The organism is Burkholderia sp. Ac-20379 (genome assembly GCF_017104645.1).
Lineage (GTDB): Bacteria > Pseudomonadota > Gammaproteobacteria > Burkholderiales > Burkholderiaceae > Burkholderia.
In genome coordinates, this window is record NZ_JAAGPF010000094.1 from 1 (window position 1) to 24,853 (window position 24,853).

Annotated in this window: 14 protein-coding genes and 1 pseudogene; 4 read left to right on the forward strand and 11 right to left on the reverse strand. The window is 67.2% G+C overall.

The annotated features are described in order from the left end of the window. The 9 genes and pseudogenes from G3N92_RS14660 to G3N92_RS14700 form a co-directional block, all read right to left on the reverse strand. Positions 1–212: pseudogene (locus G3N92_RS14660) on the reverse strand (secretion protein HylD); the annotation flags it as partial. Between the two features lie 4 nt (positions 213–216). Next, the gene (locus tag G3N92_RS14665; RefSeq protein WP_206128252.1) at positions 217–1,020 is read right to left on the reverse strand and encodes an efflux RND transporter periplasmic adaptor subunit; all 804 of its coding nucleotides are present in this window, start codon (positions 1,018–1,020) and stop codon (positions 217–219) included. Beyond that, positions 1,017–2,666 (reverse strand): TolC family protein, encoded by a 1,650-nt coding sequence (locus tag G3N92_RS14670; RefSeq protein ID WP_206128253.1) that lies wholly within the window; start codon positions 2,664–2,666, stop codon positions 1,017–1,019. The genes G3N92_RS14665 and G3N92_RS14670 overlap by 4 nt, the downstream gene beginning before the upstream one ends. Beyond that, a complete protein-coding gene (locus G3N92_RS14675) occupies positions 2,663–13,414 on the reverse strand; it encodes a DUF4347 domain-containing protein (protein ID WP_206128254.1) in 10,752 nt (3,583 codons plus the stop codon). The genes G3N92_RS14670 and G3N92_RS14675 overlap by 4 nt, the downstream gene beginning before the upstream one ends. 90 nt (positions 13,415–13,504) lie before the next feature. Further along, positions 13,505–14,119: a tail fiber protein gene (locus G3N92_RS14680; RefSeq protein WP_206128255.1), complete on the reverse strand. Its 615-nt coding sequence runs from the start codon at positions 14,117–14,119 to the stop codon at positions 13,505–13,507. A 65-nt stretch (positions 14,120–14,184) separates the two neighbouring features. Further along, positions 14,185–14,535 carry a hypothetical protein gene (locus G3N92_RS14685; RefSeq protein ID WP_206128256.1) on the reverse strand — a complete coding sequence of 117 codons (351 nt, stop codon included), beginning with the start codon at positions 14,533–14,535 and terminating at the stop codon, positions 14,185–14,187. 271 nt (positions 14,536–14,806) lie between these two features. Further along, positions 14,807–15,685 (reverse strand): GNAT family N-acetyltransferase, encoded by an 879-nt coding sequence (locus G3N92_RS14690; protein WP_241014794.1) that lies wholly within the window; start codon positions 15,683–15,685, stop codon positions 14,807–14,809. A 51-nt stretch (positions 15,686–15,736) separates the two neighbouring features. Next, entirely contained in the window at positions 15,737–17,161 is a 1,425-nt protein-coding gene (locus G3N92_RS14695) for a cytochrome c peroxidase (RefSeq protein WP_206128257.1), read from the reverse strand. Positions 17,162–17,256: 95 nt separating this feature from the next. Then, positions 17,257–18,981 (reverse strand): alkaline phosphatase family protein, encoded by a 1,725-nt coding sequence (locus G3N92_RS14700; protein ID WP_206128265.1) that lies wholly within the window; start codon positions 18,979–18,981, stop codon positions 17,257–17,259. 357 nt (positions 18,982–19,338) lie between these two features. Here G3N92_RS14700 and G3N92_RS14705 point away from each other — a divergent pair, with 357 nt between their 5' ends. The 4 genes from G3N92_RS14705 (at position 19,339) to G3N92_RS14720 (ending at position 23,046) form a co-directional block, all read left to right on the forward strand. After that, on the forward strand, positions 19,339–19,770 hold the full coding sequence (locus tag G3N92_RS14705) for a hypothetical protein (protein WP_206128258.1): 432 nt from the start codon (positions 19,339–19,341) through the stop codon (positions 19,768–19,770). A gap of 50 nt (positions 19,771–19,820) precedes the next feature. Continuing rightward, positions 19,821–21,215: an amino acid permease gene (locus G3N92_RS14710; RefSeq protein ID WP_206128259.1), complete on the forward strand. Its 1,395-nt coding sequence runs from the start codon at positions 19,821–19,823 to the stop codon at positions 21,213–21,215. A 41-nt stretch (positions 21,216–21,256) separates the two neighbouring features. Further along, the gene (locus tag G3N92_RS14715) at positions 21,257–22,459 is read left to right on the forward strand and encodes an amino acid aminotransferase (protein WP_206128260.1); all 1,203 of its coding nucleotides are present in this window, start codon (positions 21,257–21,259) and stop codon (positions 22,457–22,459) included. 311 nt (positions 22,460–22,770) lie between these two features. Beyond that, positions 22,771–23,046 carry a DUF1488 domain-containing protein gene (locus G3N92_RS14720; RefSeq protein ID WP_206128261.1) on the forward strand — a complete coding sequence of 92 codons (276 nt, stop codon included), beginning with the start codon at positions 22,771–22,773 and terminating at the stop codon, positions 23,044–23,046. Between the two features lie 40 nt (positions 23,047–23,086). Here the strand turns inward: G3N92_RS14720 and G3N92_RS14725 are convergent, their stop codons facing one another. Next, positions 23,087–23,731, reverse strand: a complete 645-nt coding sequence (locus tag G3N92_RS14725; protein WP_206128262.1) for a response regulator transcription factor — start codon at positions 23,729–23,731, stop codon at positions 23,087–23,089. Further along, on the reverse strand, positions 23,728–24,853 hold a 1,126-nt coding region (locus G3N92_RS14730), incomplete at its 5' end, for a PAS domain-containing sensor histidine kinase (RefSeq protein ID WP_206128263.1). The genes G3N92_RS14725 and G3N92_RS14730, both read right to left, overlap by 4 nt.

Genomic DNA, 24,853 nt, shown 5'->3' on the forward strand with positions numbered 1-24,853 from the left:
TCACGCCCGGCCACGTGGCCGGGCGTGTCGCCGCGCCACCAGGCCGCCTGCCGGTACGGCACCAGCGCCAGCGTCTCGTTGACGATCGTGAAGCCGAGCGTGGTCTCGGTCGCCGCGGCGCGCGTGCGCGCCGACAATTGCCAGAGCAGCGCGAGCTGCTGGCCGTCGATGCGGACCTGCGCCGCGTCGTCCGCCGTGCGTGTTGCCGTCATGCCGTCACCGCGCGAAAGTGGCCCAGCCGCTCATCCCCGGCAGCAATTCCGGCGCGCCCGAATCGAGCGCGGCGGTCACGTCCACCGTCTGCGTGACCGGGTCGACGCGCGCGCCGATCCGCGCCACCTTGGCGGGGTAGGTCTTGCCGACTTCGTCGACCTGCACGCTCAGCGCGTGGCCGGGCTTGAGCCAGGCCAGCCACTTCGACGGCACGATCATCTTCAGTTCGAGATGGCTGGTGTCGACGATCGTCAGCAGCGGCTTGCCCGGTTCGGCGAACTGCTGCGGCGACGCGCTGCGCTTCGACACGCGGCCGTCGAACGGCGCGGCGATCGCGCACTTGCGCACGGTGGCCGACATGTAGGCCACGTCGGCGGCGCTGGCCTTCTGCTTGGCCTGCGCCTGCTGCACCTCGAGCTGGCCGATCGAATGCAACGCGAGCAGCTTGCGGTTGGTGTCGAGCAGGTCGCGCGCGCCGTCGGCATCGGCCTGGGCCTTGTGCAACTGCGCGTTGAACAGCGAGCAATCGAGCGTGACGAGCGTCTGCCCCGCGCGGAACGCATCGCCGTCGCGGAACGGCAGCGAGGCGATCTTCGCGGAGATTTCGCTCGACACGTCCACCTGGTCGCGCGAGACGAGCTGGATGCGGATCCGCGAATCGGCGTTGCCGGCCGCGGGAGCCGCCGGCGCCGCGGGCGCGGCAACCGGCGCGGGGGCCGGCTGCGCGGGCGGCGCCGCCATGACGAACTGCGATGCCACGAGCAGCGCGGCGGCGCCGGCTGCCCGGTAATGCGGGAACTGCTTCATTTCTGTACGGCTCCTGCGTCGAGCGCGGCGGCTGCGGTGAGCGTCGGGCCCGGTTTGACCGGCACGGCGGCGGCCACATCGCCGCCTTGCGCCATCGTGTCCCAGCGCTGCTGGGCTTCGCCGATCGCTTTCTGGATCGAGGCGAGATCCTGGCCGTTCAGCTTGTCGCTGACCGGATCGAGGCCGAGCGTGGCGAGCATCTGGCCGTAGGCGCTTTCGAGTTCGCCGTAGCTCTGATACAGGCGCAGTTCCGACATCATCGCCTGCGTGGCGATGCGGATTTCCTCGAGCTTGCCCTGCGCGTTGGCGACGGTGGCGTTATGCGTGTGTTCGAGGATCTGGCCGTCGACGTCGTTCATCTGCTTGAACAGATCGAACTGGCGCGTCTTGGCGGCCAGTTCGCTGCGCGCCACGTGCACCTGCGTGAGCACCGCCATGTTCAGCGCCATGCGCTGCATCTTCGCCACGTCGAGCTGGGCCTTCGCCGTGCCGCGGATGTTGCCCGCGTTCAGCAGGTTCAGCAGGTTCCAGCTCACGCTGATGCCGGCCGCACGCCACGCGTTGTAGACGAGGAAGCTGTTGCTGTCGTAGTGCGCGCCGATGTTGAACTCGATGCCCGGCAGCAGCTTGGCCATCGCCTTGTGCGTTTCGTTGACGCTGATGCGCTCGTTGTAGCTGGCTTCGACCAGTTCCGGGCGGCGTTGCAGCGCCAGGTCTTCCATCTTCGGCATGGCCATGTCGAAGTTGGGCACCTTGAAATCGTTGCCGGCGGCCAGCGTGAAGTCCTTGCCCGGCTCCAGGTTCATCAGCGCGGCCAGGCGCGGCTTGGCTTCCTCGAGCTGGTCGCGCACGGCTTCGAGCTGGCGCATCAGGTCGAGCAGCGCGTGCTGATAGTTCAGCGTCTCGATCGGCGAGCGCAGGCCTTGCGCCTGCGTCTTGCGCGAATCGTCGAGCGCCGCGCGGGCCTGGTCGAGCAGCGGGCCGATGCGGTCGTGCAGACGCTGCGCGCCGGCGGCCTGCCAGTACGCCTCGCGCACCTGCTGCATCATCAGCTGCACGACCTTGCGGCGGCGCTGTTCGAGCACCAGCACGCGGTCGGCCTGTTCCTTGGCTTCGTAGTAGCTGACGCCGAAGTCGAGGATGTTCCAGGACAGGTTCAGATCGGCGGTGCGGCTGTTCTTGTCGGTCGAGTACGACGGAATCAACGACTGATCGCGCGTGTACAGGCCTTCCGACGACGAAGCCAGCTCGTGGTTGCGGTTCGTGTAGCCGGCCGCGGCCGTCAGCTTCGGCAGCAGGTCGAAGTTCGACAGGTCGAGCTGACGCTGGGCGAGCGCCTCTTCCATCATCTTGAGGCGATGGTCGAGGTTGTAGCGGACCGCGCGCGCCATGGCTTCGTCGAGCGTGATCGGGCCGTTGACGGGCTGCTGGTTCGAGAACATCGCCACGCGATCGGTGCGGGCCGTGTCGGCGCGCTCCGCATCGGTGAACGGAACCGGCTTGATGGCACAGCCGGACAGCCAGACGACGGCGAGGGCGGCCGCGAGCAGGGCGGGACGCGGTGCGCGTCCCCGGAGCGTCTTGTTTTTCACGTCGAATGGTCTCTTGGAAAGATGAGCGATAGCAGTGGCAAAAGCGGGTTTCATGCGCGGTGCTCCCCGTTGAGCGCCGCGGTGCGCGGAGCGGCCGGCGCAACGGCGCCGTCCGGTGAAACATGCAGCGTGGCGAGCGCGTTCGCGAACTGCGCGGCGAGCGAGGCCTTGGCGGCCGGCAACGCGGCTTGCGGCGCGGGCGGCTGATGCGGCTTGGCGTCGTGCGCGGCCGGCTTGGCGGCCGTGTTGCCGTGCGCGTCCAGACGCATCACGACTTCGCGGCGCACCAGGTTGCCGGCGGCGTCGTGCTGAATCAGCGTGACGCGCACTTCGTGCACGCCGGCCGGCGGCGTGCCGCTCAGCACGCCGGTCGCGGCGTCGTAGTGCAGCCAGGCCGGCAGCGGCGCGCCGTTGGCGAGCGTGACGCCGGTGTCCACCGTGTTCGGCGCGGCCGTGGTGTTCGGCGCGTGCAGCAGCGGCTTGACGTTGAGCGCGAAGCCCTCGCCCGATCGATGCAGCGGGTGGACGTCCACGGCCGGCAGCAGGTGCGCGGCCGGCGGCGCGGTGTCGAGGCTCGACGGCACGAGCGAGTCGAGCGGCTTGACGAAGGTGTCGCCGAGCGAGCCCGTACGCGCGTCGTGCGTGGCGAACGTGAACGTCTGGCGCGGCGCGATCGAGCCGACGTCGCGGCCGTGACCGTTGGCGTTCGCGTTGAACGCGTCGAGCACGATCAGCGAGTTCGACACGCCGTCGAAGCTGCCGAGCGTGTCGGCGACGAGCAGCGAGGCGCTGCCGAGCAGGTCGTGCAGCGGCGCGAGCGCGTGCTCGATCTGCTGTTCGAGCGGTTGCAGCACCCATTGCGGCAGCGGCGCGGTGCCCACCGGGTTGGCGGCCGTGATCTGCAGCGTGCGCGCGAGCGGCGCGCTCGTCTTGACGCCGTCGCTCACCGTGAACACCAGCGTGCGGGTGCTGTCGAAGCGCTCGGCCTGCGTGTCGCGGTAGCTGACCGCCGCGAGCGCGGCCTGCCATTGCGCGGCGGTGGCCGTGCCGCTCGCCGAGCGCAGCGTGAGCACGCCGCGGGCGGCGTCGTAGCTGGCCGTGATGTCGCCGGTGGCGGCGCTCTGCGTCAGGCCGAGCACGTCGTGCTGGGCGTCGAAGCTGCCGCTGAACGCCACGGTCGCGACGGTCGGCGGCGTGTCGTTGAGGTCGGTCAGCGTGATGCCCGCGCCCACGTCGGTGCTGTGCGTGGCCTTGCCGTCGGCCTGGTAGCTGGCCTGCGTGCCGTCGCCGCTGAGCAGCAGCGACTGGTGCGTGGCGGTGATCGCGACGTTGCGCGTGAGCACGGCGCTGGTCTTCACGCCGTCGTTGACCGAGAAGCTGATCGCGCGGCTGGCCGTGTCGGGCGTGATGGCGGTGTCGGTGTACGTCACCGAGCGCAGCGCGGCCTGGAACTGCGCCAGCGTGGCGGTGCCGCCGGCCGAGGTCAGCGTCAACGTGCCGGTGGCGGCGTTGTAGCTGGCCGCGATGTTGCCCATCGTCGCGCCGTCGTTCGTGAAGCTCAGCACGTCCTGGCCGGCGTGGAAGCCCGTGCCGATCTGCACCGTGGCCGACGTGAACGTGGTGTTGTCGCGGTCGCTCAGCGCGATGCCGTTGTCGATCACGATCGGCGTGGACGTGGCGTTGTCGCCCGAGACGAAGCTGGCCGAGCCGGTGTTGCTGCTCGTGACGATCGGCGTCTGATCGACGTCGGTGACGGTCACGGTGCGCGTGATCGGCGCGCTGGTCTTGACGCCGTCGCTGACCGAGAAGATCAGCGTGCGGTTGGCCGTGGCCGGCGTGATGGCCGTATCGGTGTAGGTCACCGAACGCAGCGCGGCCTGGAACTGCGCCAGCGTGGCGATGCCGCCGGCCGAGGTCAGCGTCAGTGTGCCGGTGCTGGCGTCGTAGCTGGCGGTGATGTTGCCCATCGTCGCGCCGTCGTTCGTGAAGCTCAGCACGTCCTCGCCGGCGTGGAAGCCCGCGCCGATCTGCACGGTGGCCGACGTGAACGTGGTGTTGTCGCGGTCGCTCAGCGTGATGCCGTTGTCGATCACCACCGGGGTGGACGTGACGTTGTCGCCGGCCGTGAACGGAACCGAGCCGGTGCTGCCCGACGCGATGATCGGGGTCTGGTCGACGTCGGTCACGGTGACGGTGCGCGTGATGGCGGCGCTGGTCTTGACGCCGTCGCTGACCGAGAAGATCAGCGTGCGGTCGGCCGTGGCCGGCGTGATGGCCGTATCGGTGTACGTGACGGAGCGCAGCGCGGCCTGGAACTGCGCGAGCGTGGCGATGCCGCCTGCCGAGGTCAGCGTCAGCGTGCCGGTGCTGGCGTCGTAGCTGGCGGTGATGTTGCCCATCGTCGCGCCGTCGTTCGTGAAGCCGAGCACGTCCTCGCCGGCGTGGAAGCCCGCGCCGATCTGCACGGTGGCCGAAGCGAACGTGGTGTTGTCGCGGTCGCTCAACGTGATGCCGTTGTCGATCACCACCGGCGTGGACGTGACGTTGTCGCCGGCCGTGAACGGAACCGAGCCGGTGCTGCCCGACGCGATGATCGGGGTCTGGTCGACGTCGGTCACGGTGACGGTGCGCGTGATGGCGGCGCTGGTCTTGACGCCGTCGCTGACCGAGAAGATCAGCGTGCGGTTGGCCGTGGCCGGCGTGATGGCCGTGTCGGTGTAGGTGACGGAACGCAGCGCGGCCTGGAACTGCGCGAGCGTGGCGGTGTTGCCGAGCGAGGTCAGCGTCAGCGTGCCGGTGGCGGCGTCGTAGCTGGCGGTGATGTTGCCCATCGTCGCGCCGTCGTTCGCGAAGCCCAGCACGTCCTCGCCGGCGTGGAAGCCCGCGCCGATCTGCACGGTGGCCGAGGCGAACGTGGTGTTGTCGCGGTCGCTCAGCGTGATGCCGTTGTCGATCACCACCGGCGTGGACGTGACGTTGTCGCCGGCCGTGAACGGAACCGAACCGGTGCTGCCCGATGCGATGATCGGGGTCTGGTCGACGTCGGTCACGGTGACGGTGCGCGTGATCGGCGCACTGATCTTCGTGCCGTCGTTGACCGAGAAGCTGATCGTGCGGTTGGCCGCATCGGGCGTGATGGCCGTGTCGGTGTAGGTGACCGAACGCAATGCCGCCTGGAACTGGGCGAGCGTGGCGGTGTTGTCGAACGAGGTCAGCGTCAGCGTGCCGGTGGCGGCGTTGTAGCTGGCCGTGATGTTGCCCATCGTTGCGCCGTCGTTCGTGAAGCCCAGCACGTCCTCGCCGGCATGGAAGCCTGCGCCGATCTGCACGGTGGCCGAGGCCAGCGTGGTGTTGTCGAGATCGCCCAGCACGATGCCGTTGTCGATCGCGATCGGCGTGGACGCGACGTTGTCGCCCGCCACGAACGCCGCCGAACCGGTGCTGCCCGACGAGACGATCGGCGTCTGATCGACGTCGGTGACGGTGACCGTGCGCGTGATCGCCGTGCTCGATTTCGTGCCGTCGTTGACGACGAAGCCGATCGTGCGGGTGGCCGTGAGCGGCGTGACGGCGGTGTCGGTGTAGGTGACCGAGCGCAGCGCGGCCTGCCATTGCGCGAGCGTGGCGCTGGCGTCCTGCGAGGTCAGCGTGAGCGTGCCGTGCACGGCGTCGTAGGTCGCCGAGATGTTGCCCATCGTGCCGTCGTTGATGAAGCCCAGCACATCCTCGCCGGCCTGGAAGCCCGTGCCGATCTGCACCGTGGCCGAGGCCAGCGTGGCGTTGTCGGCGTCGCTCAGCACGATGCCGGTGTCGATCGCCACCGGCGTGGAGGCGACGTTGTCGCCGGCCACGAACGCGGCCGAACCGGTGCTGCTCGACGAAATCAGCGGCGTCTGGTCGGTGGCGGTGATGGTCACGTCGCGCGAGTACACGGCGCTCGTCTTCACGTTGTCGTTGACGGTGAAGTTGATGGTGCGCGTGGCCGTGTTCGGCGCAACGGCGGTGTCGACGTAGGTGATCGCGTGCAGCGCGTTCTGCCATTGCAGCAGCGTGGCGCTGGCCCCGAACGAGTTCAGCGTGAGCGTGCCGGTGATGGCGTTGTAGCTGGCCGTGATGTTGCCCATCGTCGTGCCGTCGTTGATGAAGCCGAGCACATCCTCGTTGACGTGGAAACCGGCGCCGATCTGCACGGTGGCCGAGGCCAGCGTGGCGTTGTCGAGATCGCTGAGCACGATGCCCGAATCGACGATGATCGGCGTGGACGGCGCGTTGTCGGCCGACACGAAGGCGGCCGCGCCGCTGCTCGAGGAATCGATGATCGGCGTCTGGTCGGTATCGGCCACGCTGACGGTGCGCGTCATCGGCGCGCTGGTCTTGGTGCCGTCATTGACGGTGAAGCTGATGGTGCGGGTGGCCGTGAGCGGCGTGATGGCCGTGTCGGTGTAGGTCACGGCGCGCAGCGCGGCCTGCCATTGCGCGAGCGTGGCGGTGGCGTCCTGCGAGCTCAGCGTGAGCGTGCCGTGCACGGCGTCGTAGGCGGCCGTGATGTTGCCCATCGTGCCGTCGTTGATGAAGCCGAGCACGTCCTCGCCGATCTGGAAGCCGGCGCCGATCTGCACGGTGGCCGAACCCAGCGTGGCGTTGTCGAGGTCGGACACCGTAATGCCGGAATCGATCGAGACCGGCGTGGACACGGTGTTGTCGCCGGCCACGAATGCGGCGCTGCCGGTGCTGCTGCTGGAGAGCAGCGGGGTCTGGTCGGTATCCGCCACGGTGACGGTTCGCGTGTACGCGGTGCTGCTCTTGGTGCCGTCGTTGATCGTGAAGCCGATCGTGCGCGTGGCCGTGCTGGGTGTGACCGCCGTGTCGGTGTAGGTCACGGCGCGCAGCGCGGCCTGCCATTGCGCGAGCGTGGCGCTGGCGTTCTGCGAGGTCAGCGTGAGCGTGCCGTTCACCGCGTCGTAGCTGGCCGCGATGTTGCCCATCGTGCCGTCGTTGATGAAGCCGAGCACATCCTCGCCGGCATGGAAGCCCGCGCCGATCTGCACGGTGGCCGAGGCCAGCGTGCCGTTGTCGGCGTCCGACAGCGCGACGCCGGCGTCGATCGTGACCGGCGTGGACGGCGCGTTGTCGGCGGCCACGAACGTGGCGCTGCCGGTGCTGCTGCTCGAGATCACCGGCGTCTGGTCGGTGTCGGCCACCGTCACGTCGCGCGAATAGACGGCACTCGTCTTGACGTCGTCGTTGACGGTGAAGTTGATGGTGCGGGTGGTCGTGTCGGGCGTGACGGCCGTGTCGAGATAGGTGATCGAGCGCAGCGCGGCCTGCCACTGCGCGAGCGTGGCGCTGGCGTTCTGCGAGGTCAGCGTCAGCGTGCCGGTGGTGGGGTCGTAGGCGCCCGTGATGTTGCCCATCGTGCCGTCGTTGTCGAACGTCAGCACGTCCTCGCCGGCATGGAAGCCCGCGCCGATCTGCACGACGGCCGAGGCCAGCGTGGTGTTGTCGAGATCGGACAGCGTGATGCCGTCGTCGATCGCGACCGGCGTCGAGGCGACGTTGTCGCCGGCCACGAACGCGGCGTCACCGGCGTTGTTGGTCGAGATCACCGGCGTCTGGTCGGTGTCGGTCACGTTGACGGTGCGCGTGAGCGCCGTGCTCGACTTGGTGCCGTCGCTGATGGTGAACTGGATCGAGCGCTGCGTGTTGTCGGGCGTGACGGCCGTGTCGGTGTAGGTGACCTCGCGCAGCGCGTTCTGCCATTGCAGCTGGGTGGCGCTCGAATCGGCCGAGGTCAGCGTCAGCGTGCCGTGGATGGCGTCGTAGGAGGCCGTGATGTTGCCCATCGTCAGGCCGTCGTTGATGAAGCCGAGCACATCCTCGCCGACGTTGAAGCCGGTGCCGATCTGCACGGTGGCCGTGCTCAGCGTGGGGGTGTCGAGGTCGGCCACCACGATGTTGCTGTCGATCGCGACCGGCGTGGACGGCGCGTTGTCGGCGGCGATGAACGCGGCGCTGCCGGTGCTGCTGGTGGACAGCAGCGGCGTCTGGTCGGTGTCGGTCACCGTGATGAGGCGCGTCAGCACGTTGCTGAACTGCGGGCCGGCGTTCACCGCGAAGCTGATCGTGCGGGTGGCCGTGTTCGGCGTGACGAGCGTGTCGGTGTAAGTGACGGCGCGCAGCGCGGCCTGCCACTGCGCGAGCGTGGCCGAGCCGTCGCTCGAGATCAGTGTGAGCACGCCGGTCAACTGGTTGTAGTTGGCGCTGATGTTGCCCATCGTCAGGCCGTCGTTGATGAACGACAGCTGATCCTCGCCGCTGTGCAGGTTGCCGGTGATCGCGATCAGCGCGCTGTCGACCACGTTGCCGAGCGGGTCCGCGACCGTCACGTTCGGATCGATCGCCACCGGCGTCGAGCTGGTGTTGTCGCCGGCCACGAAGCTCACGTTGCCGGTGCTGGTCGTATCGATCGCCGGGGCCGAGCTGATCACGTCGACGGTGTAATTGATCGGGTTGCTGGTCTTCTGGCCGTCGTTGATGAAGATGCTGAGCGTGCGCGTGCCGAGCGGCGCGTCGGCGGCGGCCGAGAACTGCAGGTTGTCGAGCACCGTCTGCCATTGCGCGAGGGTGCCGCCGGTCGAACTGATCGTCAGTGTGCCGGTGGTGCTGTCGTAGTTGATGTTCATGCCGTTGGTCAGCGTCGACGTCGGCAGGCTGAAGCCGAGCGTGTCGCCCGTCTGCATGCCCGAGGTGAACTGCACCGTGATCGTCATCGACACCAGTGTCGAGCCGCTCACGTTCAGGTCGGTCAGCGTGATGCCGCTGTCGATCGAGGTGGCGGCCTGGCCCGGCAGGTAGGTGAGGCTGTTGTCCGAGGCGCCGAGCACCGGGGTCTGGTGGGTCGCGTCCACCGTGACGACCTTGCTCGAGCCGATGCTGGTCTTGGTGCCGTCGTTGGCCTTGAACGTGATGGTGCGGTTCGCGGTCTGCGGCACGGCGGCCGTGTCGGTGTAGGTGACCGAGCGCAGCGCGGCCTGCCAGTCCGCGATGTTCGACGCGCCGGCCGAGGTCAGCGTGAGCGTGCCGGTGGTGGCGTCGAAGGTTGCCTGGATGTCGCCGAACGAGCCGCCGCCGAGCGCGAGCTTGTCCTCGCCGCTCTGGTAGTTGCCGGTGATCTGCACGGTGGCCGACGCCATCGTGATCGAGTCGGAGTCGTTCAGCGTCACGCCGGCATCGACCACGATCGGCGTGGACGGCGCGTTGTCGGCCGAGGTGAAGGTGACGGTGCCGCTGCTGTCGGTGACGACCGGCGACTGTTCGGTCAGCGTGATGTTGACCGAACGGTTGAAGCTGGTGCTGGTCTTCACGCCGTCGCTGACGGAGAAGCTGATCGTGCGCTGCGTGGTGCTCGGGCTCGAGGCGCCGTCCGTGTAGGTGATCGAGCGCAGCGCGGCCTGCCATTGCGCGAGGGTGGCCGTGCTGTTCTGCGAGGTCAGCACCAGCACGCCGTTCGAGTACGAACCCGTGATGTTGCCCATCGTCGAGCCGTTGTTGGTGAACAGCAGGAAGTCGCCGTTCGCGTCGTAACCGGTCGAGATCACGACACGGGCCTGCGCCAGCGTGGTGTTGTCGAGATCCGAGAGCGTGATGCCGGAATCGATCACGATCGGCGTGGACGAGGCGTTGTCGCCCTGCGTGAACGTCACGGCGCCCGACGAGCCGTGGATGATCGGCGTCTGGTCGGTGTCGGTCACCGTCACGGTGGAGGTGATGGCCGTGCTGGTCTTGGTGCCGTCGCTGACCACGAAGCTGATGATGCGCGCGTTGTTGCCCGGCGTGACGGCCGTCGAGTCGTAGGTGACGGCCTGCAGCGCGTTCTGCCACTGCGTGAGCGTGGCCTGGTTGTTCAACGAGGACAGCGTCAGCACGCCGTTCACGTAGGTGGCCGAGATGTTGCCGTACAGCGCGGTGTTGTTGTTGTTGAAGGCGAGCACGTCGGTCGCCTCGTAGTTGGCCGAGATGGTGACCACGGCCTGCTGGAGCGGGCCGCCGTCGAGGTCGCCGACGGTGATGGCGTTGTTGACCGCCACCGCCGTCGAGGCCGCGTTGTCGCCGGCCACGAACGCGGAGGTGTTGCCGCCGGCGCCGAGCACCGGGGTCTGGTCGGTGGCCGTCACGGCCACGGTGCGGGTGGCCACCGCGCTGGTCAGCGAGCCGTCGTTGATCTGGTAGCTGACTGTGCGGGTGCTGGTGGACGGCACCACCAGGTCGTTGGTGAACTTGATCGAGGCGAGCGCGTTCTGCCACTGCAGCAGCGACGCGCCGCCGGACGCGGTCAGCGTCAGGATGCCGGTGCCGCTGTCGTACACGCCGCTGATGTCGCCCATCGTCGACGGGTTGCCGATGAACACCAGCTCGTCGTGATTGACCTGGAAGTTGCCGGTGATCGAGACGGTCGCGCTGACCAGCGTCGAGCTGTTGCCGTCGGCGAGCAGGATGCCCGCGTCGACCGCGACCGGCGTCGAGGTGGCGTTGTCGCCGCTCACGAACTGCGCCGAGCCGACGTCGGTGCTGACCGTCGGGCCGAGCGTGACCACCATGCTGTGGTGCAGCAGCGCACTGGAAGTGCTGCCGTCGTTGACCGAGAACGTGATGTCGCGCGTGCCGCCCGGCGTGCCCGTCGCGCTCGAGAACGTGACGGCCTCGAACGCGTTCTGCCATTGCGCGGCGGTGGCATTGTTGCTCACCGAGGTCAGCAGGAGCTGGTGGGTGGTCGGGTTGTAGCTGCCGACGATGTCGCCGTACAGCGTCGCGCTCGTGTTGTCGAACGCGAGCGTGTCGCCGGCGTTGTAGCCGCTCGCGATCGCGACGGTGCCCGAGGCCAGCTTCGGCGTGTCGGCGTCGCTGACGTGCAGGTTCGCGTCGATCGCGACCGCGGCCGTGCCGGCGATGTAGCCGGTGCTGGCCGCGCCGCCCTCGGTCACGACCGGCGACTGGTTGGTGGCCGTGATCGTGATGGTGCGCGTCGCGATGTTGCTGGTCTCGATGCCGTCGTTGAACGAGAAGGTCACCGAGCGCGTGGCGGTGTTCAGGCCCGGCGTGGCTTCGCTGGAGAACATGATCGACTGCAGCACGCCCTGCCATTGGGCGATGGTCGGCGCACCGGTGGCGGTCAGCAGCAGGATGCCGGTGGTGGAGTCGTAGCTGCCGGTGATGCCGTTCTGCGCCGTGAACGACAGCAGGTCGCCGGTCTGCACGTTGGTGATGCGCACCGTGGCGGTGACCGCCGAGGGCGAGCCGGGGTCGGAGAGCGTGATGCCCGAGTCGACCGCCACCGGGTCGCCGCCCACGCCGTTGTTGCCCGAGGTCCAGGACGCGCTGCCGCTGCTGGTGGTCACGCTCGGGCCGTTGTCGATGTAGGCGAGGTTGTTGAGCGTGGGCTCGAAGCTGCCGGTGTCGTTCTGGTCGATCAGCGAGAACGAGACGATGTTGTTGAACGCGGTGCCGAGCTGGTTGGTGTTCGCCACGCTGCCCTCGAAGCCGCCCACGGCGGCCGTGGCGAGCTGGATCAGCTGGCTCTTCGAGCCGTCCGCGTAGTTGGCCTGGATGTACAGGTCGCCGTTGAACGAGCTGAGGTCGAAGCTCTGCAGGCTGAACAGGTGGCCGTTCGCGAGCGAGATCGTGACGTTGCGCATCGTCGAGGCGCCGTCGGCGTTGATCTCCAGCACGCCGTCGGTGGGCGTGGTGGAGATGTCGCTCGGGGCCGGCCAGTTCGACGCGTTGTAGGCGAACGTGTTGTTGGCCTGATCCATCGAGTAGACGATGCCGTCGAGCGTGAACTGCGACTGGCCGATCGCCTGGAAATTGTTGGCGGCGGGATCGTCGTAGGTTTCGGTCGTCACGCCGAGCAGTTCGTTGAACTGCGCGATCGCGCTGGCCGATTCGTTCAGCGCGCTATGCACCGCGCCGACCGTGTATTCGAGCGTCCAGTTGCCGCCGAGCGTGCTGGAACCGGTGGCGTCCACCGAGGCCGCCACGTTCAGGTGCGTGATGTCGGCGATCTGTTGCACGAGCGCCTTGCCGTCGGCCTGCTGGGCCACGTCGCAGCCGTAGATCAGGAAGTCGCCGCCGGCCTTCATCGCCGCGCCGATCTGCGCGAGCTGCGTCTGGTAGCCCGAGATGTCGCCGGTGGTCAGCCAGGTCGAGCCGACCTGAACCGCGTTGTCCGAGCCGTGCGAGATCAGGCTGATCGATTCCACGCCCTGATGGCTTTGCAGGTATTGCGCGATCTGGGCCAGGCCGTCGGTATTCGCATCGAGCACGACGTATTGCGTGCCGGAAGGCAGGCCGTCGATCAGCGTCTGGTAATTCGCGACGCTCGGGTCGATGAACACCACCTGCGTCTGCATCGCGGCCGGCATGGCGGCGGTGATGTCGTTGGTGGTGCGGGCGTTGTCCTGCTGCGCCTTGACGTCCGTCGCGCTGCCGGAATCGGCGCCCGTGCTCGCGGCGGGATCGACGGTGTTGCGCGCGGCGGCGCCGCGAACCGGCTTGTCGACCGGCACCGGCGGGGCGTTGGTGGTCGCGTTCGATTTCGAAGCTTCGGTTTGCGTTTCGGTGCGATGCGTATCGGCGTCGGCCGGCGCATGCTGATGCGCGTGCGGCTGGGCGGCGATGGCGGCGACCGACGCGTCGTAGACGACGCGCGGCTCGAGCGCGAGCAACAGGGGAGAGGCCGCGACACGCGGGGCGGGCCGATTAGCGCTTTGTTTCTGGCGCGCCAACCACTGCTTGACGATCTTCATTGCGATGTTCTCCTTGCTGCCTGCCCGGTGCCGCACTTGCGGTTCCGGGGCCGTGCAGGCCCCGGGGATGACGATTGAAGCGCTGAACGATCAGCCGCGCGACGGGAAGATGCCTTCCAGCGCGATGATGAACGACAGGCCGAGGTACGGATTACGGATGTTCACCGGCGCATTGCTGCCGGACACGCCGATCATGACGGTCGGGTTGGCCGTGAACGCCACGGCCGCATCGAACGGCTTGAGCGTGGTGGTGGCCGCCGACGAGCTGTAGACCGTGGCCGTGTGGCCGCCCGACGAACCCGGGCCGAGCACCAGGGTGGCGGCCGGCACCGACTCCGGTCCCGCCGTGCTCGAGGTCACCGGCACGCCGATCGACGCGTGGGCGGCGCCCGGCGAGCTGACGACGGCCTGGTGGTTGTGCGCCGGCATTTGCGAGAGCAGCAGCGTGACCGTTTCGGCGCCCGAGTTCTGGCCGATCGAGACCGGCGCGATGCCGGGGCCCGTGCCGGTGCCGACCGGCGAGCGGCCGGCCAGGTCGGGCAGGCCGAAGGTCGACACGCCGTTGCCGCCGAAGTTGGTCCCGAGCAGTGCGAACAGCGGCGTGTATTGGGCGATCGACATCAACTGGCCACGGCAGAATGCCCAGCCGGGGGGGGCGAAATCGAATGCAACGGTGCGGATTTCGCCGATATACGGTTCAGACATCTTGACTCCTGTGGAGGTCAGGTGGGGAAGAAAGTCTTGGTATGGGGGGAAGCAGCCGCTGGCCCTCAACCGTCCGACAGCGCATCGGCGGTGGCCGGTGCGGCGTCCAGGCGGCGGTGGATCACGACGCAGAGCACGCCGGCGCCGCTGTCGAGCGGGCGCGCCGGCGAGGCGAACAACAGCCACGCGCGGCCGTCCGGCGCGCAGAAGCGGTAGGTGTCCTGGGGCAGCCGGAGGTTTTCCGGCAATTCGAAGTTCGCGCGATAGCAGGTATGGGCGTCGTCGGCGGCGCGGCCTTCCGGCGCGCTCAGCAGGCGGGTTTGGGTCAGCGGCGTGGCGGCATCGTCGGCGGTTGCGATGAGCAGCACCTGGCCGACCAGCGTTTTCAACTCGTCATGAGTAGGTAGAACTGACACGTCTTGTTTTCCTAGGCGTTGGTCTGTACGCCCGTCCGCCGCGCATTTCTACCCGCGCGCAGGACGTTCTTTCGTTGTTTCACCGTCGGACCCCGGCTTATAAGCGCCGCATCCGTATTTGTATTTGCCGCCCCGGCATGACATTCAATTGCCGCGGCGGCCTATCTTTATGCTTGGAACTGTTTTCGCCTTTCCGATTGCTGGCCGTGTTTACGACACTGGCCCGTTTTTCTGAAGGAAAAAATCGACGATTTTATTTATATAGGAAGCTTTAAATTTCCATTGCAGCCGCCGATTCGCGGCGTAACGTTTCCAGCGGTGCGGCCGGCATATCGAATGGCGCTGCCTCGCGCCGCATCAAATCGTAGATTTCGCTGGAACCGATTTTCACGAAACCGAGCCGCGCGTACAGCCGTTGCACCGGGTTCTCGGCTTCCACGTGCAGGCTCACCGGCAGCCCCTCGGCCGCCGCGCCGGCCAGCAGCGCATGCATGAGCCGCGTGCCAAGCCCTGCGCCGCGCCAGGCGGGCAGCAGCGCGATGTCGATCACGCGCACCTCGTCGCCGAGCTGCGCAGGGCGCCAGGCGTGGTAAAGGCGGCCGACGGGCTGGCCGTCGAGCGCGACCACGTCGAAGCGGCCCAGCGGGTAATGCTGGCGGTAATAGGCCTGCTGCAGACGCGATTGATCGTGCAGCAGCGCTTCCACCTGTTCGAGCGGCCAGCCGGTGCGCATGAATTCCTCGCGCCGCGTGCTGACGAAAACCTCGCGCAAAAACGCGTCGTCATCCGGCGTGGCGGCGTGCAAAGTCAATTCGCCTTGCGCGCAAATGTTTGCGGGGGACGAATTCCATGCGCTGACGGATGCCGGGACCGGGTTCATGCCACTTAAAAAAGTTAAATGTGTTGACGAAGGAAATTTAACATTCGGGATGCTATCGAATTGTCTGAACAGCGGCAACCGGATTTTATTAAATCCGATTAAGTGATTGCCCCAGTGCGCACGCCTCGGAAAATCAAAACAAACGTTTTCGGGGACTGATTCGAAACGATTTTTCAAACCGTATGAATATTGCATAGGCGGCGTTTTTTTTCGCCGATGTCGCAAAAAAGCGAAGCAAAAAAAATCCCCCGCAAAGCGGGGGATTTTCATATCCGAGACATGCCGCGGTGCCGCCCGAGGCGGCGGCGGCCCGGGCCGGCCTCAGTGGGCCGTCACCGGCTCGTCGTTCAGCGTGTGCAGGAACGCGATGATGTCCTTGATTTCGGCCTGCGTCATCGCCGGCTGGTCGCCGAACTTGCGGTCGAACGGGGCGTCGGTCACGTCGACGTTGGCCTGGTACTTGGCCGGGATGTCGTCGTATTTCTGCACCTTGCCGTCGGCGCCCTTCGGGTAGAACTTGCCCGGGTTGGTGTTGCGCTCGTTGTAGAAATCCATCACGTGCTGCAGGTCGTGATAGATGCCGTTGTGGAAGAACACCTGGCGCGTCGCCGAGTTGCGCAGCGTCGGCGTCAGGAACATCGAGCAATACTGGGATTGATCCTTCAGGTCGCTGCGGAACGGGCCGCACACGCCGATATCGAAGAACGCCGGATCCTTGTTCTGATCCAGCGCGCGATTGCGCGGCAGGCCGAGCGCCTCGTACTGGTAATCGGTGAACATCGGCGGCAGGCCGTCCGGGCTGGGCTGCGACAGGTGGCAGCCCGCGCAGTTGGCCTTGTTCGGATCGTTGAACAGGCGCAGGCCGTTCAGTTCGGCGTGCGTCAGGCGCGCCTTGCCCTCGAGCCACTGGTCGTACTTGCTGTTGTACGGGTGGAACGACTGATCCTCGAACTGATAGCGCGCGATCGCGAACATCACTTCCGAGATCGCCAGTTGCGGATTGCTGAACAGCGATTCGCCGAACAGTTGCTTGAGCGGCTTCGCGTACCGGCTGACCGCGACGCGCTTGAGCACGTCGTCGGTGTTCGGGTTCGCCATTTCGACCGAGTTCAGCAGCGGGCCGAACGCCTGCTGCTGGAGCGTATCGGCGCGGCCGTCCCAGAACAGGCCGCCCTGCGGCACCATCTGCACCGAGGCGGCGCCGCCGGCCGTCTTCTGGTTCTTGACCACGCCGGCGTTCTGCGCGGCGAGCTGCTGGATGCTCGGGGCCGCGTCGTTCTCGCCGGCGTCCGGGCCGATGCTGAAGTTCGGCTGGCGGTTCAGGTACATCAGCGACGGCGGCGGGCGGTAGCCCTGCAGCTTCATGTCCGCGCCGCCGAGCTGCACGTCGAGCGCGTTCGGCGGGCCGTAGGCGTGCGCCGGGCTATGGCACGAGGCGCACGAGAGCTTGCCCGATGCCGACAGCATCGGGTCGAAGAACAACTGCTTGCCGATCTGCGCCACAGCCGACAGCGGTTGCACCGGCGGGCGTTGCAGCACCACCGGATGCGGATTCGCGCCCGTCAGGTTCTCGACGATCTCGCCCACGGCGTCGGGCACGTCGGCCGGGTAGGCAACGGCATAGCCGGCGTAACCGACCGCGGCGAGCACGGCGGCGCCGACGATCGTCAGCGCGACGTTGCGCAGGGTGCGGCGGCGCGGGGCCGGGGAGGAGGGCGGAACGGCTGGCGTGACGGTGGCGTTCATGCGGGTAGTGTCGTATTCGGGGCGGCCGGAGCCGCACAGGCAAAAAGCCGGCGCTTGCGCGCCGGCCGGTTTCACGGTCGATCAGACCGGGTCGATCAGTTCGCCGGAGCGCCGCTCAGCTGCGTGCCGACCGTCGGGTCGAGGTACAGCGGCGTGGTGTTGGCGGTTGCCGTTGCCGACGTGTTCAGCAGGTCGCTCATGTCGCCAGCCGAGGCGTCGAACGAACCGCCGCCCAGACGTGCACCGCCGAGCCAGTTGTCTTCGATGAAGCGCGTCACCGAAGCTTGCGAGATCGGCTTGTGGCTGACGTAGTTCGTCTTGGCGTACGGCGAGATCACGATGAACGGGATACGCGTGCCCGGGCCGCAGCGGCCGTTGACCGGCTTGCCTGCGACACCGTTCGGTTGCGTGCCGGCGACGCCGCACAGGCCGTTGCCGTTGACTTGGTCGACTGCGTCGAACGAGCCCGACGTCGGTGCCGTGTACAGGTGGTCGTACCAGCCGTCCGAATCGTCATACGTGACGACCACGGCCGTGTTCTTCCAATCCGGCTGCTGCATCAGGAAGTTGACGACCTTCGTGACGAAGAGCTGCTCGTCCAGCGGATCCGAGTAACCAGCGTGCGCGTCTTGCGCGGCCGGCGCCTTCAGGAAGCTGACCGACGGGTAGTTGCCGGCCTTCACTGCCGCGAAGAAGTCGTCCGTGTCGTACTGGTGGTTCGCCGGCTCGGCCGTCTTGCCGTCGGCTTGCAGGCTCGAACCGATCGCTGCCGTCGAGCTCGGACGCGTGTGGTTCGGGTTCGACGTCGAAGCGAAGTACTGGAACCAGTTGTGGTGCGGGATGTAGTCGGCCGTTGCCGCGCCCACTGCCGTCGCGATCGTCGAGCGCTTGCAAGCCGTCGTGCCGTTCGAGTTGGTCGTCGACAGGTTGAAGCCGGCCATGAAGCCGCCCCACGTGATCTTCTGCGCGTTCAGCAGGTCGCCGATGTTCTTGCCCTGCATCATGGCCTGGTCGGTCGTGCTCGAGCACACGTCGTAGCCCGGGTCCACGTCGTTGATCATCGTGTAGCCGGATTGGCCATCGTTGATGTAGTACGTGGAAGCGGCGAGCGTCGAGACAGCCTTCGACGTCTTCACGATCTGCATGCCGTTGGTGTTGCCCGACACGACTTCAAGCGCGCCCGGCGTCGACGGACCGTACGTGTCCGTGAACGCGTTGTCGCTCATGGCGTAGTGCGAGGCGTAGTTCCACAGGGCCGTGACGGTGTTGCCGTCGTAGAAGCCCATGACCTGGCCCTTCGTGCCGAACGAGCCCGAACCGCCGGCCGTCGCCGTACCCGTGTAGAGCGGGAACAGGTCGGCTGCGCCGTTGTCGTAGGCTTGCTGTTCTGCCGTGTAGGCGTGGTTCTGGTCGGCCGATGCGGCTTGCGAACGGTCCAGACGGAACGGGTTCGCGGCGTTCGCGCCGTTCTGCGTGTTCGAGAAGTTGCCGTTGGCGGTGCGCAGCGTGCCCGTTGCGGCGCCGAGGCCTTGAATGTCGGTCTGCGTGCCGGCGGCCGGCGTGAATACCGGTTCGCCTGCCGGGTTGGCCGCGTTCGGGTACGTACCGAAGTAGTGGTCGAACGAAACGTTCTCACCGTAGATCACGACCAAGTGCTTGATCGCGGTTTTGGTCGTCAGGGCGTCCTGCGACGAAACCGTCGTCGTGGCCGGGGGCGTGGTCGACGACGAGGTCGACGAATTGTCATCATTGCCGCCACAGGCAGCCAGCGCGATCGCAGACGCGGCGCAGGCAGTGGCAATCAAGGTTCGACGAAGCAGCATTGTGTGAGACTCCAGTGGAAGGCCGTCTGTTTATTGCGTATTTCCCCGTGCAAGACGGCGCGGACCTTTTTGATAGCGGGCGGGGTCCTCGAAGCGGGCTACCCCCCCTGCTCCGAAGTGCGTGCATTGAAACAGGCCGGTATGAAGCTGGCGGGAAGAGTTACTTTCGTAAGTTTTACGTGCACGTATCGCCTGTATTACGAAAACTTCGAATAGAAAGACAGGCGAAGGCGAGCCTGGGCGCGGTTTCATCCGGCACGGTGCGGGGAGGGCGGAGGCCTGCCCGAAGCCGTGACGCGCCCTTGACTGCCATATGAAAATCGCGGGAAGAATCGATTTCCAATCGATTTCTTTTTGTTATCCAATGGCTTTCAATTCGCGATGCCGGGCCGGCTCGATGTCGGGCAATCTCGCCGCGCCGAACCGCGCTTGTCGGTGCAGGGCCAGATCCGGCAAGGCGCGGCGCGGGTTGGCGCGACGCCGTCATGGCGGGCGCGACGCGCCGAAGCCGCGCGGGAGCCGGTCGCGGCGCGCTCCGCGGCGTGTCGCGATTCATCGGATGAAACTGGAAGTTTCTGTCAGGCAAATAGAAAGCTGATTCGCGGCGGCCGGGGCCGCGCGTGGCGAGATGCCGATCGCATCTATTTCATCGCGCTTTTCGCCTATTTCCGTTTGTTTCCGTGGGGGCGGGCCGGTTGCGCTGGTGCAACCCGCTACAATTGCGGATTTTCGGCGCGAAGCCGGCGCCGTTCCGGACAGGCCGGGGCGGGCCGCGCGACGCCTTGACGGGGGAAGACAGGTGACGCCCGGGGCCGGGCGCACTGCATGGAGACACTATGGTCGACAACACGCACAACAACGAGAACGGCGGGCTGCAGCGAGGGCTCAAGAACCGCCACATCCAACTGATCGCCCTGGGCGGCGCAATCGGCACGGGGCTGTTCCTCGGCATCGCCGAAACGATCCAGGCGGCCGGGCCTTCCGTGCTGCTGGGCTACGCGATCGCGGGCATCGTCGCGTTCTTCATCATGCGGCAGCTCGGCGAGATGGTCGTGGACGAGCCGGTGGCCGGTTCGTTCAGCTACTTCGCCGACAAATACTGCGGGCACTTCACCGGCTTTCTCTCGGGCTGGAACTACTGGGTGCTGTATATCCTCGTCAGCATGGCCGAACTGTCGGCGGTGGGCGTGTACGTTCATTACTGGTGGCCCGACATGCCGAACTGGGTGTCGGCGCTGGTGTTCTACGCGATCATCAACCTGCTGAACTTCGTCAGCGTCAAATCCTACGGCGAAACCGAATTCTGGTTCGCGATCGTCAAGGTCGCGGCCGTGGTCGGCATGATCGTGTTCGGCGGCTGGCTGCTGCTGTCGGGCGGCGCGGGGCCGGAAGCGGGCGTCGCGAACCTCTGGCGCAACGGCGGCTTCTTCCCGAACGGCGTGGGCGGGCTGGCGATGTCGATGGCCGTCATCATGTTCTCGTTCGGCGGGCTCGAGCTGGTGGGCATCACGGCCGCCGAGGCCGACGATCCGTCGCGCAGCATCCCGCGCGCGACCAATCAGGTGCTGTACCGCATCCTGATCTTCTACATCGGCGCGCTCGGCGTGCTGCTGTCGCTGTTCCCGTGGCAGAAGGTGGCGAGCGGCGGCAGCCCGTTCGTGCTGATCTTCCACGCGCTCGGCAGCGACTTGGTGGCGAACGTGCTGAACGTGGTGGTGCTGACCGCCGCGCTGTCGGTCTACAACAGCGGTGTGTACTGCAACAGCCGGATGCTGTTCGGCCTCGCCCGGCAGGGCAACGCGCCGCGCGCGCTGCTCAAGGTGAACCGCCGCGGCATTCCGGTGGCGGCGCTCGGCGTGTCGGCGGTGGCCACCGGCCTGTGCGTGGTGATCAACTATCTGATGCAGGGCAAGGCGTTCGGCTTCCTGATGGGGCTGGTGGTGTCGGCGCTGATCATCAACTGGGGGATGATCAGCTACATCCACCTGCGGTTCCGCCGCGCCAAGCGCGAAGCCGGCCAGCCGACGCAGTTCCGCAGCTTCGGTTACCCGCTGACCAATTACCTGAGCCTGGCGTTTCTCGCGGCGATTCTCGTCGTGATGTACCTGTCGCCGGGCTTGCGCCTGTCTGTCTATCTGATTCCGGTGTGGCTGATCGTGCTCGGAATCGGGTATCGTTTCCGCGGACGCCGCCCGAACGACACGGATCCGGCCCGCGGCGCATCGGCCTGATGCCGGCCGCCACGCATTTCACCGATCGACCAGGAACCACCATGTTCGAACACATCGACGCCTTTCCCGGCGACCCGATCCTCTCGCTGAACGAGAATTTCCAGAAAGATCCGCGCGAGCGGAAAGTCAATCTGAGCATCGGCATCTATTTCGACGAAGCCGGCCGGATTCCGGTGATGGGCGCCGTGCGCGAGGCGGAAAACCGCCTGGCCGCCGCGATCGGCCCGAAGCCGTATCTGCCGATGGCCGGCATCGAGTCGTACCGCGACGCGGTGCAGACGCTCGTGTTCGGCAAGGATTGCGCCGCGCGCGACGAAGGCCGCATCGCCACCGTGCAGACGGTGGGCGGCTCGGGCGCGTTGAAGGTGGGCGCCGATTTCATCAAGCGCTACTTCCCGGACACGCCGATCTGGGTCAGCGATCCGAGCTGGGAAAACCACCGCTTCGTGTTCGAGCGCTCGGGCCTGACGGTCAACACCTACCCGTACTACGACGATGCCACCGGCGGCCTGAAGTTCGACGCCATGCTGGCCGCGCTCGACGCGCTGCCGCCGCGCAGCGCCGTGCTGCTGCACGCGTGCTGCCACAACCCGACGGGCGTGGATCTCGACGACGCGCAATGGCTCAAGGTGATCGACGTGCTGCAGGCGCGCGAGCTGCTGCCGTTCGTCGACATGGCCTACCAGGGCTTCGGCGCGGGCCTCGACGCCGATGCGTTCGCGGTGCGCGAAATCGCACGGCGCGGCATCCCGGCGCTGATCGCCACGTCGTTCTCGAAGAACTTCTCGATCTACGGCGAGCGCTGCGGCAGCCTGTCGGCGATCTGCGAGGATGCGGCCACCGCCGGCCGCGTGCTCGGCCAACTGGCCAGCAACGTGCGCGCGATCTACAGCAACCCGCCGACGCAGGGCGCGAAGCTGGTCACGGCCGTGCTGAGCTCGCCCGAGCTGCGCGCGCAATGGGAAGAGGAACTGGCCGCCATGTGCCGCCGCATCGCGCGCATGCGCACGGCGATCCACGACGGCCTGAAGGCCCACATCCAGGGCGAGGCGCTGTCGCGCTACATCAAGCAGCGCGGCATGTTCACGTACAGCGGGCTGACCGAAACGCAGGTCGACGTGCTGCGCGAAAAGTACGGCGTCTACATCCTGCGTTCGGGCCGCATGTGCGTGGCCGGCCTCAACGAATCGAACGTCGGCATCGTGGCCGACGCGATCGGCGAGGTGATCGCGAGCGGGGTCTGAGCGCGGCGCTTCGGCGCCGTGTCCGGCTGACGCCCTGAACGGGGCCGTCGCCTTGCGTCGCCGATGCGGCGCGGGCGGCGGCCCCGTTTTTCATGGGCGGTGGGCGGTGGGCGGCGCGGCGGCGCGGCTTTGCGCGACGGCACGGTACGCGGCTTGCGACCCCGAGCGCCGCGGATGCCGGGCGCCAAGGCCGCCAGCCTGCGACATGATGTAAGCGATGTTGCGAAGTTGATCGAGCGCAAGCGACGGCCTGTTGCGCCGACTATGCTGAATCGTCGGGCGCATTCGCATTGCCCGTTCAGGAGGTCGTCATGCAAATCTCGTTTCCGCAGGATCCCCCGTTGTTCACGCCGGCCGATCCGGCCATCGCCTTCCCGGTGCTTGTCGATACCACGCGCCTGCGCTGCGAGATCAGCGCCGAGGCGCTGGCCGATTATTTCGGCGCGGCGTCGTCGGGCGAGGGCGATCTGCGCCACGCGTTCGCCGCGCATCGCGACGAAATCGAGGAGGCCGCGCGGCGTCTGATCGAAACGGCGGGCGGCAAGCCCGTCAAGCTGCGCAGCGGGTTCTTCCGCTTCTGCGGCTAGCCGCTGGCCTGCGGCCTGCCGCGATGGGGGCGTCCGTCCGTCAGTCGTCGGGGTCGTCCACCAGCCGGTGCCGCAGCGCATAGCGCACCAGCGCCGCCTCGTGCGGCATCTGCATCTTTTCCAGAATCCGGGTTTTATAGGTGCTGACCGTTTTCGCGCTCACGCATAGCGCGTTGGCGATCTCGGTCAGCGTCTGGCCGGTGGCGATGCGCCGGAACACGTCGAATTCGCGGTCGGAGAGCCGCTGGTGCGGCAGCGTGTCGGCCGGCTCGTTGAGGCTTTGCGCGAACCGCTCGGCCATCGACAGGCTCACGTACACGCCGCCCGACGCCACCTTCGACACCGCGCCCACCAGCTCGGCGCTGGCGCTTTCCTTGGTCAGATAGCCCGACGCGCCGGCGCGGAACGCGCGCAGCGCGTATTGCTGCTCGGCGTGCATGGTCAGCACCAAGATTCGCAGCGCCGGTTTTTCGTCCTTGATCTGCTTGATCAGCTCGACGCCGTTGCGGCCCGGCATCGACAGATCGAGCACCAGCACCTGCGCGGGCGTCTGGCGGATCAGCGAGATCGTCGAGGCGCTGTCGTGCGCCTCGCCCGCCACGTCGAAGCCGGTGGCTTCCTTGAGAATGTGGCGCAAGCCGTCGCGAACGAGGGCGTGATCGTCTGCAATCAGCACATGGATCATGGCAGGTTCGGGTCCTGTTGAATCGACGGAAGGGGAATGGTGATGGTCAGCGCGTAACCCTGGTCGCGCGCCGTTTCGATGCGAACCGCGCCGCCCAGCATGTGGGCGCGCTCGCGGATCCCGAGCAGGCCGAACGATTTGTCGTCGGGCGCGCGGCGCACCTCGGTGTGCTGGGCGCCCACGCCGTCGTCGGCGATGCGCAGCGTGCACTGGTGCGCGTCCACCGTCAGCGACAGTTCCACGCGCGTGGCGTCGGCGTGGCGGGCCACGTTGGTCAGCGCCTCCTGCACGATGCGGAACAGCGCCGTGGCGCTCGCGTTCGAGAATTCCAGCTCGCCGGGCTCGATGCGGCGCTCGACGTCGATGCCGTAGCGGTTCGTGAAATCGTTGACGAGCCAGTCGATGGCCGGCACCAGGCCGAGATCGTCGAGCATCACGGGGCGCAGGTCGGCCGCGATGCGGCGCACCGAGGCCACGGTCGCGTCGATCAGGCGGCGCATCTCGCGCAGCGGTTCGACCACGCTTTCGTGCGTTTCGGGCGAACTGTTGCGCAGCAGCCGGTGCTCCATGGCCGACAGATCCATCTTCAGCGCGGTCAGTTGCTGGCCCAGATCGTCGTGCAGCTCGCGGGCGATGCGGGTCTTTTCCTCCTCGCGCACGCGCTGCAGGTTCGCCGACAGCTCGCGCAGCTCCTCGCGCGAGGCCTTCAGCGCGTTCTCGGCCTGCAGGCGCTCGGTCACGTCGCGCATCATCACCGTGTAGAGCTTGCCGGCGCCGTCGTGGATCTGCGAGATCGAGGCCTCGATCGGGAATTCGTCGCCGTTCGCGCGCAGGCCGTACAGCAGGCGCTGGCTGCCGAGATGGCGCTCGGATTGCCCCGTCACGCCGAAGCGCGCGATGTGCTGGCCGTGGGCGGGGCGAAAGCGCGGCGGAATGAAGCGCGTGAGCGGCGCGTCGATCGCCTCCATGGCCGAGACGCCGAACACCTTTTCCGCCATCGGATTGAAGATCACGACCTTCTGGTTTTCGTCGACCGTGATGATCGCTTCCATCGACGAGCGGATGATGCCCATCATGCGGGCCTCGTTGAGGCGGCTGCCGCTCGGCACGGCGCGTGCGGCG